Source organism: Candidatus Paceibacterota bacterium (assembly GCA_026195275.1).
Classification (GTDB): Bacteria; Patescibacteriota; Minisyncoccia; order Phycocordibacterales; family JABMNX01; genus JABMNX01.
In genome coordinates, this window is the sequence record JAPHQU010000002.1 from 99,944 (window position 1) to 115,980 (window position 16,037).

A 16,037-nucleotide genomic window follows, 5' to 3' on the forward strand; every position below is an offset into this window, starting at 1 on the left:
GTCGGCCTATCAAAACAGATTGCGTTACACGGAGCGCACCCTAGACGTCTAGATGTTATGCCATCACCAGTAGAACAGATCAAAGAAAGACTCGGTATTGTTGATGTTGTATCAGTGTATGTAAAGTTGCAGAAGGCGGGCAAGAATTACAAAGGTCTCTCTCCCTTCAGCAACGAGAAAACTCCATCTTTCTACGTCTCGCCCGAGCGAGACATGTACTACTGCTTTTCGACAAATCAAGGAGGCGACGTGTTCACTTTTGTGGAGAAGATGGAGGGTGTGGATTTTGCCGGAGCGCTCAAGATCCTTGCTGAGCGTGCCGGAGTCGAGTTGGTTCACGAGAGCAAAGAAGTGCGCGATAAACGCACACGACTCTACGATATCCTTGAGAAAGCGAGTGCGTTTTACACACACACGCTGAAGCGAAGTGACGCCGCGTCCGCCTATGTAGCCTCGCGTGGCATTAGCGACAAATCAATTGCTCACTTCGGGATAGGTTTTGCGCAAAATGAGTGGCGTACGCTCTACGATCATCTTAAGCAAAGCGGCTACAGCGAAGACGACCTTATTGCTGCGGGGCTACTCAAGCGCGCGGAGGCAACAGACGGCACGCGGTATTACGATACGTTTCGCGGCAGAATCATGTTTCCGATTCGCGATAGTGCAGGACGCACCATTGGATTCTCGGGGAGAATCCTTCCTGAGTATGATGACGGGAAGACAGGGAAGTATATTAACAGTCCGGAGACCGAGTTGTTCAATAAATCAAAAGCGCTCTTCGGGTATGATCTTGCGAAGGGGGGGATTAAGAAGTTCAACTTCTCAGTTCTTGTTGAAGGGCAGATGGATGTTGTCTTGTCACATCAGGCAGGATACACCAACACGGTTGCTGTCTCAGGGACTGCGCTCACCTCTGAACAACTCACGCTTCTCGGACGCCTATCAAAGAACATTGTAATGGCCTTTGATGCCGATCGTGCGGGAGTGGCATCTGCAGGGCGCGGTGCAACCCTCGCGCTTGCGCGCGGCATGGACGTAAAGGTGGCGCGCCTACCCGAAGGGGTCGACCCGGCAGACGCGATCCTTAAGGATCCGGAGATGTGGAAAGTTGCCATCCGTGAGGCAACACACATCGTTGATTTTTATCTTACTCTTCTCCGCGAATCAAAAGGTGATAATGAACGGAAATTCAGACTAGCCGTCCATGAAACAGTGTTGCCGTTTGTCGCGCAGATCCACAACAAGATAGACCAGACCTACTTTCTGCAGAAGGTTGCACGAGAACTCGGAGTCTCAGAAGAGATTGTTCGTGAGGAAATGGCTCGTTCTCTCAACGACGCAACAGGACTGCCGGCGACCACACAAGATCAAGAGACAAAGACAGAAACTCCGCGACGAGAAACCGCTGAAGAGAAGCTCTTGCAGATTATTATGTGGCAGGAGTCGCTTGCTGAGCCGCAGATTGATCTTGCGGGACTGAAGGAGAAATTTCAGGAGGTTGTCGGTGAAGATCGGTTCAAAGAGTTAAAGAGTGCCACTGAGGCGACGAGGCAGCAACAAATATTCAAAACAGAACTTCTCTACGACGACTCACATCAACTAAAGGAAGACATAGAAGAATTACTACATCATCTGACCTACCGCACCACGAAGCGTGAGCTTGAGGAGACCACAAGGGAACTCCGGGAGGCAGAGTCATCGGGAGACGTTGAAGCATCATCTCGCCTATTAGAGAAGATTCAAGAGATCGCCAATAAGTTGAAATCTTTCATTGGCAAAAAATATTAAAGGTGTAATATATATAAAAATATGGCTACAAAAAAGAAAGCAGTAAAAAAAGCCCCAAAGAAAACTGCAAAAAAAGCGGTCAAGAAAACACCGAAAAAGAAAATTACACCAAAAAAAGCGGTGAAGAAAGTATCCAAAAAAGCAGCAAAAAAGAAGGCGGCTAAGGTGGCACCAAAGAGAAAAGCAACTCCCAAGAAAACGGTAAAGAAAGCAGCGAAGAAGACCACTCGTCGAACAAAGAAATCAGCAGCAGACATGGAGAAGAAAGCAGAATTGCTCCTCATGCGCGGTCGTGAGCGTGGTTATGTGACGTACGACCAGATCCTTAGGGAGTTTCCGAAGATCGAAGAAGATGTGCTATTTCTCGAGGAGATGTATGAACGCTTTGCGACCGCAAGCATTGACGTGCTTGAAGGTGGCGGACTTCTTGAGGCGGGTGTCGAGGATGATGTTTTGGATAAGAAGAATATCTACCGCCGTAGCGATTCATCCTACGACTCAATTCAGATGTATTTACGCGAGATCGGTCAATACCCGCTCCTTACCGCAGAAGAAGAGCGCACGCTCGCAAAGCGTATCACCGAGGGAGATGAGGAGGCAATCAACCTGCTTGCGCGCGCGAACCTACGCCTTGTGGTCTCAATCGCAAAGAAGTATGTTGGCCGAAGTCCGGACCTCACACTGCTCGACCTTATCCAGGAAGGCAACCTTGGCCTACGTCGTGCAGTTGATAAGTTTGATTATACAAAAGGCTACAAGTTCTCAACGTACGCAACGTGGTGGATCCGTCAGGCGATCACACGCGCACTCGCCGACCAGTCGCGCACCATTCGTATTCCGGTGCATATGGTAGAGACCATTGCCAAATATAAGCAGAAGGTACGCCAGTTGAGTCAGGACCTCGGGCGTGACCCGCTTCCTGAGGAAGTGGCGGCGGAGATGGGGCTCGATGTTGAGAAGATTCATAATATCGAGAAGATCAACCAGGATACTGTCTCACTCGAGAGTCCGGTTGGGGATGAAGGGGATGACAAGTCAACACTTGGTGATTTCATTGCTGACGATAAGATCCTCTCTCCTGATAAGGTTGCCTCACAGCGTATCTTGGCTGATCAGATGCGCGAGGTGCTCGATGAACTCTCACCAAAGGAGCGTAAGATCCTTGAGATGCGTCATGGGCTTGAAGACGGTATTTACAATACACTTGAAGAGGTGGGGAAGGAGTTCGGGGTTACCCGCGAACGTATCCGTCAGATCGAGGCAAAAGCACTCGAGAAGATCCGCACCCACGAGCGCGCCAACCAGCTAAAGAATTACTAACGCAGTCAGACTCGTTAGTCTGCGTGATTAAAACACCGGGTTGCGTCTTGGTGTTTTTATGACTCGGTAAAGTCGATATATCGGCATACTGTAGTGGTGCAGGCGGTCCAGTGGGTGCATGATATAATGACCGTTAATGAGCGACGCGCCGACATTTAATACTCTCTATAAAAAGCTCAACGCTGAGCAGAAAAAGGCGGTCGATGCCATTGAAGGACCTGTCATGGTTGTTGCGGGACCGGGGACGGGGAAGACACAAATCCTTACACTGCGCATTGCAAACATCCTTAAGCAGACCGACGCAGATCCATCATCAATACTCGCGCTCACGTTTACGGAAGCGGGTGTTGCCGCGATGCGCAAACGCCTCGTCTCGATGATCGGGGCAGATGGTTATCGGGTTGGTATCCACACTTTCCACGGATTCTGTAACGCGATGATCGGCCGGTATCCGGACGATTTTCCGCGCTTGGTAAGCTCGCAGGCAATCACTGATATCGATAAAATACTCCTCCTTCATGAGATTCTTGAGTCGACCGAAGGACTCAAGGAGATTCGCCCGTTTTATGACCCAGTGGCGTATACGCGAGACATCGTCGGTGCCATAAGCACACTTAAGCGCGAATACCTCACACCGGAAGAGTTCAAAGATCGGGTCGAGGAAGAGGAGAAGGTGTTTTGGGCACAAGATGATCTCTACAACGAGAAGGGAACATACAAAGGCAAAATGAAGACGATGCACCAGCGTGCCCAGAAGCGTATAGAGCGCAACAAAGAACTCGCTCGGGTCTTTGAGACATACGAGGCAGCGCTTCGTGAGCGAAAACTCTACGACTATGAGGACATGATCTCAGTTGTGGTGCGTCGTCTTGAGGAAAATCGCGATGTATTGCAGCGACTCCAGGAGGAGTTTCACTATCTGCTTGCCGATGAGCACCAAGACGCGAACGATGCGCAGAACCGATTGTTGGAGCTTCTTGCGGATTTTCATGACAACCCCAACCTCTTCATTGTGGGCGACGAGAAGCAAGCAATCTTTCGTTTTCAAGGTGCGTCGCTTGAGAATTTCCTCTACTTCAAGAAGAAATACCCGGAAGCGCTTTTGGTGGAGCTTAAAGACTCGTATCGCTCCGGACAAGTCATTCTTGACGCATCGCACTCACTTATGGAAGGAACTCCCGGGCAAGAAGCGCGCACGCCGCTTGTCTCTTGTGCGGGAGTGATCGGTGCGACGGTCGAATTGCGGGTATTCTCTGCGGATCAATATGAAGCTGCGTGGGTAGCGCGTGAAGCAGCCCGGCTTGTCGGTGAGGGGGTTCCTGCGGAGGAGATAGCGATACTTTATCGTACCAACGCTGACGCCGCAGTGTTTGCGCAAGCACTTGAGCGCGAAGCAGTGCCGCATACAGTCGAATCTAATCGCAATGTGCTAGATGACCCGGCAATCGCGCAATTTGTGATGCTGCTTCGCGCCACTGCACACTACGGGAGCGACGAGTATCTCGCGCGCGTCCTCCATGCACGCTTCTTAGGGTTTGCGCCGATCGATGTATATCGCGCTCTTAAGTACGCAAGCCGTGAACGCATGCTGCTTCATGACCTCCTTTTGAATGAGGAGAAACTCAAAGATGCCAAGGTTGCAGACCCGAAGAAGATGAGTGTTTTTGCAAAGCGGCTCGCAAAGTGGGCTGAGGCGGGGAGTAACGATCCGGTTCCGGATGTATTCAATCGTATTCTTGATGAGTCGGGTTTTCTTACTCATGCGCTCAACACTACACGTTCAGTCGAGATGATTGAGAAGCTCTCGGGGTTGGCGCGTAGCACCGAGATGCTCGCTTTAGGTGAGCGTAGTTACACTCTGGGGGATTTGGTGCGACATTTTGATCTGCTCGATGAGTATCGTATTTCAATACAAAAAACAGGCGGAGCGCGTGCCGGGCACGGGGTGCGTCTCATGACCGCACATCGATCCAAAGGGCTTGAGTTCGAGCAAGTATTCCTTGTGGGTGCGTGGGACACACACTGGGGTAATAAGCGAAAGATGGACAAGTTTTCACTACCACTCCGTGGTGCCGATGATGAAGGCGATAACGATGACGAGCGTCGGCTTTTCTACGTTGCACTCACGCGGGCGAAGGCGCGAGTTGCGATCAGTTATGCATCAAGCGCACTGAGTGGTAGCGAGCGGCTCCCCTCAATATTTCTTGAAGAGATGGACGAGAAGGCGGTTGTAAGTGAGAGTATCCGAGAGTTTGAAGAGGCACTCCCTCCGGAGACGTTTCTTGTCGCATCACCCGAGCAAGACGGGTTCTCGATTGCTGATGGCGAGTACCTTCGCGAGCTTTTCATCGAACAAGGTCTCTCCGTTACTGCGCTCAATAACTATCTCGCGTGCCCATGGCGGTATTTCTACAGTAACCTTATCCGCATACCGAAGATACCGACAAAAGACATGATCTTAGGAACGGTGGTACACCAAGCGCTTCGCGCGTTCTTTGATGCGCTCGGAAAAGGGAAAGTAAAAAAGGATGTTCTTTTGCAAACGTTCCGTGATGCGTTGCTGCATACCACACTCTCAGGGCGTACCTATGATGATGTACTTAAAAAAGGGGAAGAAGCGCTTTCCGGTTGGTTTGACGCGCATGATTCATGGAGCAAAGAGACGCTCAACGAGTACCGCATCGAGACCACGCTTCCTCTGTCGATTGAGGGTCTCTCTGAGCTTCGTCTGCGAGGTGATATCGATAAAATGGAGATCTGTGATGATGGTGTGCGAGTTATTGACTACAAGACCGGCAAGCCAAAGTCGCGCAACGAGATGATGGGGAAGACCAAGGCGCGCGGTGCGGGAGACTACTTCAGGCAACTGGTTTTCTACAGGCTTCTGCTTGATCTTGAAGGCAGGTACACCATGAAGGACGGCGCAATCGACTTCATCCAACCGAAGCCGAATGGTACATACACAAGCGAGGTCTTTTCTGTTGAAGAGGATGACGTTGCGGTCCTTCGCGATGAGATTGCGCGAGTCTCTCAGGAGATACTCACGCTCTCGTTTTGGGATACCCGCTGCGAAGCGCACAAGAAGGGGGAGTGCGAGTACTGTGCACTACGCGATCTTATGCAGTAGTTTGTCTCTGAGACATACACAAAAAACGCCAGGATGACCCTGGCGTTTTTTTGTGGCTCTCTGGAGCCGTCTTTATTGGATAGGCACTGCGGGTATACTCTGTGCCCCTGAGTCATCGAGGAGAGTCTCGATGACGCGGCGCATGACTTCGATTGGCTGCGCTCCTTCAATCGGCGCTTGTTGATCGCCAACAATGACCACATTGTGTGGGGTACCACGACCGCCGGCAGCAACCACCTCTTCATACTGTCTCTGGACCTTTTCGCGGTACCGACCACTCTCAAGACATTCATTGAATGCACCTTCATCAAGCCCTACTGATGTGGCAATCTCGGGGAGTTTGGTGAGATCAAATTGGTTATTTCCGGGGGTCGTACGGTAGAGCTCATCCGCGAAGTCCCAGAACGCTTGGTTGCCGCCGAGTTCTGCCGCACACTCAGACGCTTCTGCCTGTGTGACCGCCTTAGGGTGGCGAGAGACGATCGGGAAGTGTCGATAGACCCAGGCGACCTCTCCGCCAGTACCGTATTCGTTCATGATTGCGTGCATGGTTGAGTGAAAATTCTTACAAAACGGACACTCAAAATCAGAATATTCAACAATCACCACTTTCGCATCCGGGTTGCCTAAGATGTGGTCGTCGGCCGAGACAGCAGGGACGGCAACCGTCCCTCGTTCTGTGTCGCCGGTTGATGTGTCGCTCGGCTGGTTTACCATGTAGAGCGCTCCGGCTATGATAAGACCCGCGATTACTATTGCGGCGGGTATAGTATATTTCTTGTCCTCCATATTCATATGCTTAGTCTTATATTTACGGTATTATGTAGTGTATCATAACGTATGGATTTTACCTCAGCAATTATCCTCGGCGCAGTACAAGGAATCACGGAATTCCTTCCCATTTCTTCTTCGGGGCACCTTATTCTCGCGAGAGAGGCGCTCGGGCTTGAGACATTTTATGGTCTCTCCATAGACGCGGTGCTCCAATTAGCTACCTCGCTGGCCATTCTGCTTTACTTTTGGCGGGATTTCTGGAAGATGGCAGTATCCGGGTTCAATTGGTTGCGTGGTCGGGTTATTCCGACAGAGGAGCGCATTCTTATCATTGCGCTCGTTGTTGGAACGATACCCGCAATCATCTTTGGGCTTTTGCTTGAGGGCATGATGGAGACAACCTTTCGGAGCGCTGAGCTTGTCGCGTGGACACTTATCCTCGGCGCCGTATTCTTTTTTGTAGCAGAACGACTCGCGAAACAGTCGCGTACACTCAATGTGAAGCGTGGGTTCTGGATTGGTATGTTCCAAGTGCTCGCACTCATTCCCGGCATGTCCCGTTCAGGCTCAACCATTGCGGGAGGACTCCTCCTTGGTCTTTCGCGCACAGACGCTGCACACTTTGGCTTTATGCTTGGTTTTCCAATCATTTTCGGTTCTGGGATGAAAAAACTTCTTGAGTTGGGTGGAAATGGTGGAATCCTCTCAATCGGTTGGCCGCTTGCTGTCGGTGCAGCAACCGCATTTATTGTCGGTGTCCTTGCGATGCATCTGATGATGCGTTATCTCAAGAACCACACACTTGATGTGTTCGTAATATACCGCATAGCACTTGCGGTACTCGTATTGTATTTTGTTGCCTAAAACGGGAGTGAGTGCGTCATCGTTGCGCCCTTGTCTTCATCTCTCTCCCAGTCTGACGTGTCGAGTGCGATATTCTTTTTTTCTGAGAAATCCATATAACGGAGCTTGCCGTTCTTCATGGCATAGTCGTATACCTCTTTGGTAATCTTTACATCGTCGAGGCAATATTGGCGAATCTTGTCGATCTCACCCTGTTGCCACCAGCGGATCGCATCAAGCCCGTGTCCGCTCTTTTTCACGCCGAGTGTTGCTTCAGCGACAGAGTCGAGACGGAGACGTCTCCCGAGTGAGTTTTTTATCTCCTTGAGAAGGTCGAGGCTCTTAATACGCGTGAGATCACCGTGGTAATACTTATTAAGCAGGGGGATATCAAAATGGTCTGAGTTGTAGCCAATAAGCATGTCGGTCTGCTCAAGGAGTGGCCAGAGTTGTGGCAACTCTTCTTGTAAGTATGAGTGGTATGCGTTGGTCTCATAGTCGTAGACACAGACCATAGAGATATCAAGAAGCGCCGGGTCCGCTTTCCCGACATCTTCGAATGTATTTTTAGTTTCAATATCAAATACAACTTTTCTCATTCCGGTAGCGTTATTGGTCTGCGGTGTTTAAATCTTTGAAAATATAAAATCGGCGACCGCATCCTTCTTGACCGTCTCTTGTTCGCCGCTTTCGAGGTGTTTAACCGCAACAGAGTCGCTTATGATTTCCTCTTCGCCAATCACGATGACAAAGGGGATTTCTTTCTTGTCTGCAACCTTGATCTGGTCACCAACTTTCTTTTGTGAAAGCGATACCTCGACATTGATGTCTTCTGCGCGAAGTTGAGCTGCAAATTTTTGAGCGAACTCCGCCGCTTCAGGTGAGAGGGTGCAGAGATACAAATCGGTGCGTGACGTGTATTCCGGAAGCAGTTCGTGCGTCTCAAGGAAGTCGCGGATGGTTATGTCACCCATACCAAACCCGACCGCGGGTGTTTTCTCGACACCAAAGACCTCAAGGAGGTTGTCGTAGCGGCCACCACCAAAGAGTGAGCGGTTATTCTCCGGAGAGGCATCAAAGACCTCAAAGACAATACCGGTATAATACTGGAAACCACGCACCACGCTCGTGTTGACCGTGGCATTGGCGACACCGAGTGCAGCGAGTTTTTTAAGGAGTGATTCAAGATGCGGACTGCTGCTGGTCTGAGAGAGCGCTGTATCAAATGACTCCGCACGGTCGCCGAGGATTGCTGTGAGTTGTGTATTAAAGTCGTCTATCTTCTCTTTCTTATCAAGAAGGCGCATGACTTGCGATTGTTCTCCTTCACTGATGCTGTGTTGAGTAAAGAGGGAAGAGAGAATCTCGCGGTCGTTAATGCGGATCTCGAAATCACCCTCATCGGCACCAAAGGCCTTCATAAGATTGTGTGCAAGGAGGATAATCTCTGCCTCTGCATCTACTCCCTCGACCCCGAACAAATCGGCATTAAGCTGCCAATGTTCACGCATACGCCCACGTTGTGGTCGCTCGTAGCGGAAGACGTTTGGAATCGAATACCAGCGAAGCGGGAAGGGGAGCTCCTGGCGTTTGCCGGCCACCATGCGCGCTAGAGTCGGAGTCATCTCAGGGCGCAAGGTGACCTCGCGCTCTCCGCGGTCGGTGAAGGTGTAGGTTTGCTCTGAGACGATCTCCTCACTTGATTTGCTTCGGTAGAGATCTCCCGACTCAAGGATGGAAGCTCCATACTCCTGGTACCCAAAACTCTCAACCACACGGCTCATTGTGTCGAAGATGTATCGCTCGATAAACATGTCGCGCGGGTAAAAGTCGCGAACACCCTTATACGGTTCTGTTGGTAGGTTTCCCTTCATGAATACGCTCAATTGTAGCGAAAATCACACGAAAGATAAAGGGGAGCAGACCTCCGCTTGCTACACGACAGAGCCCCGTCCCTCTGTAGCTTGATCAAGATTCTCCAGTATGATTCTCTTTGCATGCTCAGGACGCGAGACACCAAGCATGGCAAACTCCTTGACCTCTCCCGCTGTCTGCACGTGAATGTCTCCGAAGTTGAGTACGGTCGCGACGATGCCGGTCACCTCGGCAGTAACGTCTTGGATACGCTCTACACGAAGTGTCGATATCTCGCGGTTAAAGAGGCTCTTTTGTTCGATATTTATAATGCGACGGTCGGTAACGATCCATATATCGAGATAATACTCGGTCCAAACAGTGAACAACCACGCCCACATAATGAGGAGCCACGTACTTATAAGAAACGTTGTGAGTGAGACGGAGAGTCTTCCTAAGATGAGATTGGTGGTGAGAGGAGACTGATTCACCAAGAGACCCCAGCCAATAAAGGGGAGAAGCGCGAGGATGATTACACCAAAAGCATCGCGTGCAAACAAGAACCAATGCTTCCGTGCCTTGACCTGTATACGTTCTCCTTCTTGTAGGTGGATCATGGTGAGATGGTTATGAGATAAGGCTGGCAAACGAGAGGAGCATAGTAAGGAGGATCGCCGCGCTCGCCCCCGCGTATACCACTGTCGCAATAAGGGACACAAGGACATTCATGCCGAAGCGGAACCAGTGATACACAAGGAAGATGCTGTAGAAGAGGAACACAAGGATGACCCCGAGAAAGATATACCAGAGGATGTCTGTGTCGAGAGCGATGAGTGACAGAATAGGGAACTCGTTCATTGATTCTATTTTTACATAAAAGCAGCGTGCACACCACAGGTCAGCTGTTATGTGTTATACTCTGCCGTATCTATGGCTCCAAGAATAGCAGAAAAGGATACGTTTAAGGTTGTTCGTGCTCGTAAGGGTGCAGGGCTTGGTCTGGTGGCACTCGTGCCGTTTAAGAAAGAGGACTTTGTAATCGAGTATACCGGGAACCTCATCCCTACCGAAGAAGCAGACGAGAAAGGTGGGAAGTACCTCTTTGACATAAACTCAAAATGGACGATTGATGGATCGCCGCGCGAGAACCTCGCGCGCTACATCAACCACTCCTGTAAGCCGAACTGCGAAGCGGAAATCTCTGGAAAGCGCGTAAAGATATATGCGATCAAGAATATAAAAGCGGGCGAGGAGCTCACCTACGATTATGGCGAAGAGTACTTCGATGAGTTTATTAAGCCACATGGTTGCAAATGCAATCACTGTGTGAGCAAGAAGACAAAAGCGAAGAAAAGATAGAGGCTACAGTAAAAGAAGACGACCGGTGTAAAAACCGGTCGTTATTGAGGTGCTGTGCTTGCTTGCGTCTAAAGAGCGGGTTGTGTTGAGATGCGCTCGACCGTTTCCACGGCGGCATTGTTCCACGTGTCGGGGCTCTCGTCCTTCCCTAGTCCCATCCCCAAGAGGATCCTCTTTGCCACCGCATCATCGATTCCTTTCACGCGCTCGTGAGCGCGTTGAAGTGCATCTTTGAGGGTGTTTGGATCTTCCGGCCGAACCAGGTGTGTCGGATATGTGACGATGCTTTCGGTGATGTTGCGGAAGTTGCGCAGAGCCTCTTCGGGGCTACGATTCTCACAGACCATCGTGTTGAGCTTCCCGACGACAGACCAGTCTCGGGGTTGGTTAGTCTTCATGTTGGCACTCCCTCGTATGTACGAAACTCAGCATATTGTGCCATAGTAGAGGAGAGGAGTCAATATGTTATCCTGAAAGGGCAAAAAACACACCCCGCGCACTTGCGTGCGCGGGGTGTGCTTCGTAAGGAGTGTTCCTTACACGACAGTGACGTTGGTCGCCTGAGGACCCTTCTCACCCTCGGTCATCTCGAACTCAACTGCGTCACCCTCCTTGAGGGTGTCGAAGTCAACGTCCTTGACTTCACGAGCGTGGAAGAAAAGATCCTTGTCGCTTGCCTCGGACTTGATGAAGCCGTAGCCCTTGTCCATGAGACGCTCGATTGTTCCTTTTTCCATTGTGAATAGAACTAGATTCGAATAAATCTTTGGATAGAGCGCAATTCGCTTGTATCCAACCTCAAATACACTCCAAAGATTCAAACTCGACTCGTTTCTCCACTTAGCAGCTTATTTGATAGAAGAACTATAGAGGATTGAAGCTCATATGTCAACACAAAACGAGGGACATCAGATGCCCCTCCATTTATGACTCTATATGCCGCCGGCGCGAGACTATTTCGTCTTGCCACGTGCTTTTAGCATCTCTCGCTTCGTTGTGAGACGTTTTTGTGTCTTTTTCGATCGAGACGTCTTCATGGTCCCGACCCCTGTTGCTCTCTTTGCCATATGGACGCCATTATACATGATAATCTTGAATTAGGAAAAGGGGATGGGATATTAAAAAAAGACCGCTCCTAGACAGGAGCGGTCACACAACGGTTTTAATGGTCTATGGTTCATATGAACCGATTTGGTACTCGAAGCTCTTCAACAAGAAGCATATCACTTTGGTGGTTTGCAAACTGCGGACTTATGATCCTTCCGGCCAGACGCGTTCCTTTTGGGGTAACACACAGTAACGCCCCAAGAAGGTCGAGCAAGCGGTGTGTCGCGATCTCCTCAAGTTTCTCTTGAGACGATATGCCTTCATTCTGTTCAAACCACACGAACTGGTCTTTGCGACCGAAGATCTGACTGAGTACCTTAAGTACTGGTCTGCCGTACGGTCTTGCATGTGATAATGCAGCAATGTCGATTTGATCGAGATCTCCTTCAAGGATGCTTTCCCCGATACTTTCGTAATTGACCACGATCCTGTAGACAAGGGTCCTGGTTTGATTGGTCTCTTCGCTCGGATGGATCTCCAACGATCGCCCGCTGCAGACCGGTATCTCGATCATCGTGGTGGGCGTGACGCAGGAGAACACACCACTGCGTTTCAATTGCGGCCCGATCATTTTGTGAAAGAGAACCGCACAGCCGTCATAGGGAAGTCGGGAAGCGCTGATGCGCACCCCGTCAACACCTGCTGCGTAAAGATACCCTAGCAGATGCTCAGGCACATAGAGCTCCGCCTTTTTGTGTGACAGTTTGAGGCAGTGTAGGTATGGATGCGCAGTGATGCACACCTTATCAAGGGGTACATCCGTGCCGTCCGCATTCCAGTAGATCCCCGGAGCGCCAATCGGGCTCAAGACGACTCGCGCCGTTTTCCCGAAAGCATCACGCCCGTTTATCTCCACCTCCTTTAAGAGTGTGTTGCGGATCATCGAAGACTCCTTTCTTTGTTCTTGTGATATTGATATCTCACCAATGTATAGCACACCGAGCAGTTGTTGTCATGCCCTGCGCGATATGCGTGCTCGGAGACTTGCCTATGACCTTGGGTTACATACAAAATTCAAAATTGAGTAAAAATGGTGTAAAAATAAAAAGAAGAGACCACCCCCAATTGACGAGGGTGGTTTGAAGCATCATAAGGTCTCTTGAGGATGTTAGTCGTCGTGGTCGGTGCCGACTTCTAGAGAAAGGATACTTTATACACACGCTCATTATGTACTCGTGCCTCTGGTTTGTTAATATGAGATGTATAACCGAAGATTCAATATGAACAAGAAAATAGCACTTATCGTCGTGGTCGTCATTGTCATTGCTGGTCTTGTATACTATCGAGAGACCATAACCGGGTATCTTTCCAAAGAAGCCGAGTACGTCTCAGTCACTGAGAATATTGATGTGACAGCCTTTCGTAAGATCAGCGCAGTGACCATGTTTGATGTGCCGGAAGGGGGAGACCACCGGGCTGAATTCAGCATCTTTGTTGATGCAGACGGGGTTGTCCAGAACGTTCGTGCAATCGAGCTCGATGGCGAATCGAAAGTATATTTCGACAAGTTCTCAGATGGTGCGTACGAAGTCATAAAAGGGAAGAAGTTGAGCGAAGTCGGTCCAATCGACCGCGTGGGCACCTCCTCGCTTACTACTAACGCATTCAACTCAGTGCTCAACGATCTCAAAGCACAGCTCTAAGCTGGCAGGATGAAAGAGTTCTCGTTTAAAGGTATCGGCACTCGGTGGAATATCTCCATAGATGATACTGGGTCTACTGAAGAGGCCGAGCAAGAGATACTTGCTCTGGTTGGTACGTTTGAAAAACGTTTTTCTCGGTTTTTGCCGGACTCTGAAGTAAACGCATTTCGGTACGCGCTCCCCGGAGTGTACGAAGTATCAGAAGAGTTCTTAGTATTGCTTACGCGAGCAGATGAGCTTCGGGTACTCACTGGTGGTGCCTACGATCCGGCTGTGGGTCCTTTGCTTGAGGGTGCGGGGTATGACGCATCGTACCGAATGCAGCCAGACGACTCTGTAGAGAAGTTTACACTTCCTGAATGGGAAATCACCCAGGGCAGTCTTTGTATAGACGGCCCAACAGGGTTCGACTTCGGTGGTATCGGGAAAGGATACTGTATTGATCGTGTCTCAGACCTCCTTAAAGACCTCGGGTTCAAATACTTCATCGTGGAGGCTGGCGGTGACATGTACGGCACGTCTAAAGAGAATGATGAGCCGTGGAAGATTGCTATTGAGTACCCGGGGAAAGAGGATACTGCCGCCGGGGTCGTGCCACTGAAGGACGGAGCAGTCGCTGTCTCAGACAGTTTTCGACGGCGGTGGGGGAGGTGGCACCATATTGTTGACCCGACAAAGAAGAGTCCAGTTGAAGATGTTATTGGTGCTGCGGTTGTGGCGCCCTCAGCCTGGAATGCCGACTGCATGACCTCAGCCCTGTTTCTCTCAAATGAGGAGATGTACGCCTCGGCGGCGGAGAAGTACGATGCCGCGTATCTTGTGTTCCGTAGCGATGGGGTATCTGTGGTAAGCAAGAGTTGGCCGGGGGAGCTTTTCGTATAAGGTTTTTATAAAAACCCTATGACACAACAAGACAGTGACCCGAGTATCAGTTTTATATGAGTTTCTCTGAGGCTAATTAACAAAAGTTAGAGCCTTTCCTACCTTTTCACCACGTCCCGTCCTTCCAATTCTGTGAATGTAATCATCAAATGTCTCAGGAAGCTCGTAGTTGATCACATGAGAGACGTTGCTGATATCCAGACCTCTTGCGGCGACATCTGTTGCAGTAAGGACTTGTATTTCACCATTTTTGAATTTCTTTAGAGACCGCTGTCTCTGTCCGTGGTTTTTGTTGCCGTGTATGGATTCGGCTTTAATTCCTAGTTTTGAAAGAGATTTACTTAGTTTCTCAACACCGTATTTTGTTCTTCCAAAGACGAGAACCTTACTAAACTCCGGATCTGAGAGAAACTTCTCTAATATATGTAGTTTATCCTTCCCGCCGATTCTAACTATATCCTGGTCAATATTTTTCGAGGTGGCTCGGGTTTTTACAGAAATGTTTATCGGGTCATTAAGAAAATCTTTGATAAGCCTTTCGATATTTGACGACATTGTTGCTGAAAAGAAGATCGTATGTCTCTTTTCTGGCATCTTGTCCATGACAAAACGCATATCATTTACGAATCCCATGTCGAGCATTCTATCAGCTTCATCAAGTACGATTGTGTTAAACGTATCAAGTTTAAGAACCTCTCTTTTTATTAGGTCCATGACTCTTCCTGGGGTGCCTATAACAAAGTGATTCTGTTTTCGTAAGCTGGTTATCTGTCTATTTATAGGAGTTCCTCCAACACATATGGTTGAAGATATACCCATCCCGCGCACAAATGATCGCAGTTCTTCTTCGATCTGAATAGCCAGCTCTCTTGTTGGAGTTAAAATTATGACGCGCTCATTTTTGTTTAGAGACACCTTATCAATTAGCGGGATCAGAAAAGCTGCTGTCTTACCGGTCCCTGTGTTTGCCAGTCCAACAATATCTTCTCCATTAAGAATGTGGGGGATTGTCTCGTCCTGTATGGGAGTAAGTAGTTTATAACCCCTGCCCAATATATTCTTTTTTAAGATGTCTACTATTTTTAGTTCAGAAAAAGAATTTTGGGGAACAAAATCGATCTCTTCTCCTGTTGTTGGGACTGCTTTATTAATGAAGTTAGACACGTCCATATTGACGCTTTTTTTAGCCGATCGTCTACTTCCTGCGCCAGTTCTCCTTCTGCCAGAAAAAGACCTTCCTTTTGAAGAGAAGTTTTTACCTCTACTGAGACTGTATTTTTTTGCAGGAGATTTAGAATTAACCCCAGAAGCCGTGCTTCTTGTTTTTTGCATGATATGTA

At 49.4% G+C, this 16,037-nt stretch carries 16 protein-coding genes; 7 read left to right on the forward strand and 9 right to left on the reverse strand.

The window, feature by feature from the left end:
- The first annotated feature begins 57 nt into the window (after positions 1-57).
- From dnaG to OQJ98_01370, 3 genes are all read left to right on the forward strand, one after another.
- A complete protein-coding gene (gene dnaG, locus OQJ98_01360; protein MCW9054613.1) occupies positions 58-1,788 on the forward strand; it encodes a DNA primase in 1,731 nt (576 codons plus the stop codon).
- A 21-nt stretch (positions 1,789-1,809) separates the two neighbouring features.
- Positions 1,810-3,108, forward strand: coding sequence for a sigma-70 family RNA polymerase sigma factor (locus tag OQJ98_01365; GenBank protein MCW9054614.1), 1,299 nt, complete (start codon positions 1,810-1,812; stop codon positions 3,106-3,108).
- Between the two features lie 136 nt (positions 3,109-3,244).
- On the forward strand, positions 3,245-6,235 hold the full coding sequence (locus OQJ98_01370; protein MCW9054615.1) for an ATP-dependent helicase: 2,991 nt from the start codon (positions 3,245-3,247) through the stop codon (positions 6,233-6,235).
- A 72-nt stretch (positions 6,236-6,307) separates the two neighbouring features.
- On the opposite strand, the gene OQJ98_01375 is transcribed toward OQJ98_01370, so the two are convergent.
- On the reverse strand, positions 6,308-7,030 hold the full coding sequence (locus tag OQJ98_01375; protein MCW9054616.1) for a DsbA family protein: 723 nt from the start codon (positions 7,028-7,030) through the stop codon (positions 6,308-6,310).
- A gap of 45 nt (positions 7,031-7,075) precedes the next feature.
- Between OQJ98_01375 and OQJ98_01380 the strand changes: the two genes are divergently transcribed.
- Positions 7,076-7,873, forward strand: coding sequence for an undecaprenyl-diphosphate phosphatase (locus OQJ98_01380; GenBank protein ID MCW9054617.1), 798 nt, complete (start codon positions 7,076-7,078; stop codon positions 7,871-7,873).
- Here OQJ98_01380 and OQJ98_01385 read toward each other — a convergent pair.
- Genes OQJ98_01385 through OQJ98_01400 form a run of 4 tightly spaced genes read right to left on the reverse strand, consistent with a single transcriptional unit; the run spans position 7,870 to position 10,564 of the window.
- The gene (locus OQJ98_01385; GenBank protein ID MCW9054618.1) at positions 7,870-8,451 is read right to left on the reverse strand and encodes a ribonuclease H-like domain-containing protein; all 582 of its coding nucleotides are present in this window, start codon (positions 8,449-8,451) and stop codon (positions 7,870-7,872) included. The two genes, OQJ98_01380 and OQJ98_01385, sit on opposite strands and share 4 nt — an antisense overlap.
- A gap of 27 nt (positions 8,452-8,478) precedes the next feature.
- Positions 8,479-9,726, reverse strand: coding sequence for a histidine--tRNA ligase (gene hisS / locus OQJ98_01390; GenBank protein MCW9054619.1), 1,248 nt, complete (start codon positions 9,724-9,726; stop codon positions 8,479-8,481).
- A 60-nt stretch (positions 9,727-9,786) separates the two neighbouring features.
- A complete protein-coding gene (locus OQJ98_01395; GenBank protein ID MCW9054620.1) occupies positions 9,787-10,323 on the reverse strand; it encodes a PH domain-containing protein in 537 nt (178 codons plus the stop codon).
- 10 nt (positions 10,324-10,333) lie between these two features.
- Positions 10,334-10,564, reverse strand: a complete 231-nt coding sequence (locus OQJ98_01400; GenBank protein ID MCW9054621.1) for a hypothetical protein — start codon at positions 10,562-10,564, stop codon at positions 10,334-10,336.
- A 72-nt stretch (positions 10,565-10,636) separates the two neighbouring features.
- On the opposite strand from OQJ98_01400, the gene OQJ98_01405 reads away from it, so the two are divergent.
- Complete coding sequence (locus OQJ98_01405; GenBank protein MCW9054622.1) at positions 10,637-11,065, forward strand: SET domain-containing protein; 429 nt, start codon at positions 10,637-10,639, stop codon at positions 11,063-11,065.
- A gap of 68 nt (positions 11,066-11,133) precedes the next feature.
- On the opposite strand, the gene OQJ98_01410 is transcribed toward OQJ98_01405, so the two are convergent.
- From OQJ98_01410 to OQJ98_01420, 3 genes are all read right to left on the reverse strand, one after another.
- Positions 11,134-11,463: a hypothetical protein gene (locus OQJ98_01410; protein ID MCW9054623.1), complete on the reverse strand. Its 330-nt coding sequence runs from the start codon at positions 11,461-11,463 to the stop codon at positions 11,134-11,136.
- A gap of 138 nt (positions 11,464-11,601) precedes the next feature.
- Positions 11,602-11,802 (reverse strand): cold shock domain-containing protein, encoded by a 201-nt coding sequence (locus OQJ98_01415; GenBank protein MCW9054624.1) that lies wholly within the window; start codon positions 11,800-11,802, stop codon positions 11,602-11,604.
- Between the two features lie 440 nt (positions 11,803-12,242).
- Complete coding sequence (locus tag OQJ98_01420; protein MCW9054625.1) at positions 12,243-13,055, reverse strand: UDP-3-O-acyl-N-acetylglucosamine deacetylase; 813 nt, start codon at positions 13,053-13,055, stop codon at positions 12,243-12,245.
- A 337-nt stretch (positions 13,056-13,392) separates the two neighbouring features.
- Between OQJ98_01420 and OQJ98_01425 the strand changes: the two genes are divergently transcribed.
- Together OQJ98_01425 and OQJ98_01430 are read left to right on the forward strand one after the other, a co-directional pair.
- Positions 13,393-13,815, forward strand: a complete 423-nt coding sequence (locus OQJ98_01425) for a hypothetical protein (protein MCW9054626.1) — start codon at positions 13,393-13,395, stop codon at positions 13,813-13,815.
- A gap of 9 nt (positions 13,816-13,824) precedes the next feature.
- Positions 13,825-14,697, forward strand: a complete 873-nt coding sequence (locus OQJ98_01430) for an FAD:protein FMN transferase (GenBank protein MCW9054627.1) — start codon at positions 13,825-13,827, stop codon at positions 14,695-14,697.
- Positions 14,698-14,769: 72 nt separating this feature from the next.
- Here the strand turns inward: OQJ98_01430 and OQJ98_01435 are convergent, their stop codons facing one another.
- Positions 14,770-16,029: a DEAD/DEAH box helicase gene (locus OQJ98_01435; GenBank protein MCW9054628.1), complete on the reverse strand. Its 1,260-nt coding sequence runs from the start codon at positions 16,027-16,029 to the stop codon at positions 14,770-14,772.
- Positions 16,030-16,037 lie beyond the last annotated feature (8 nt).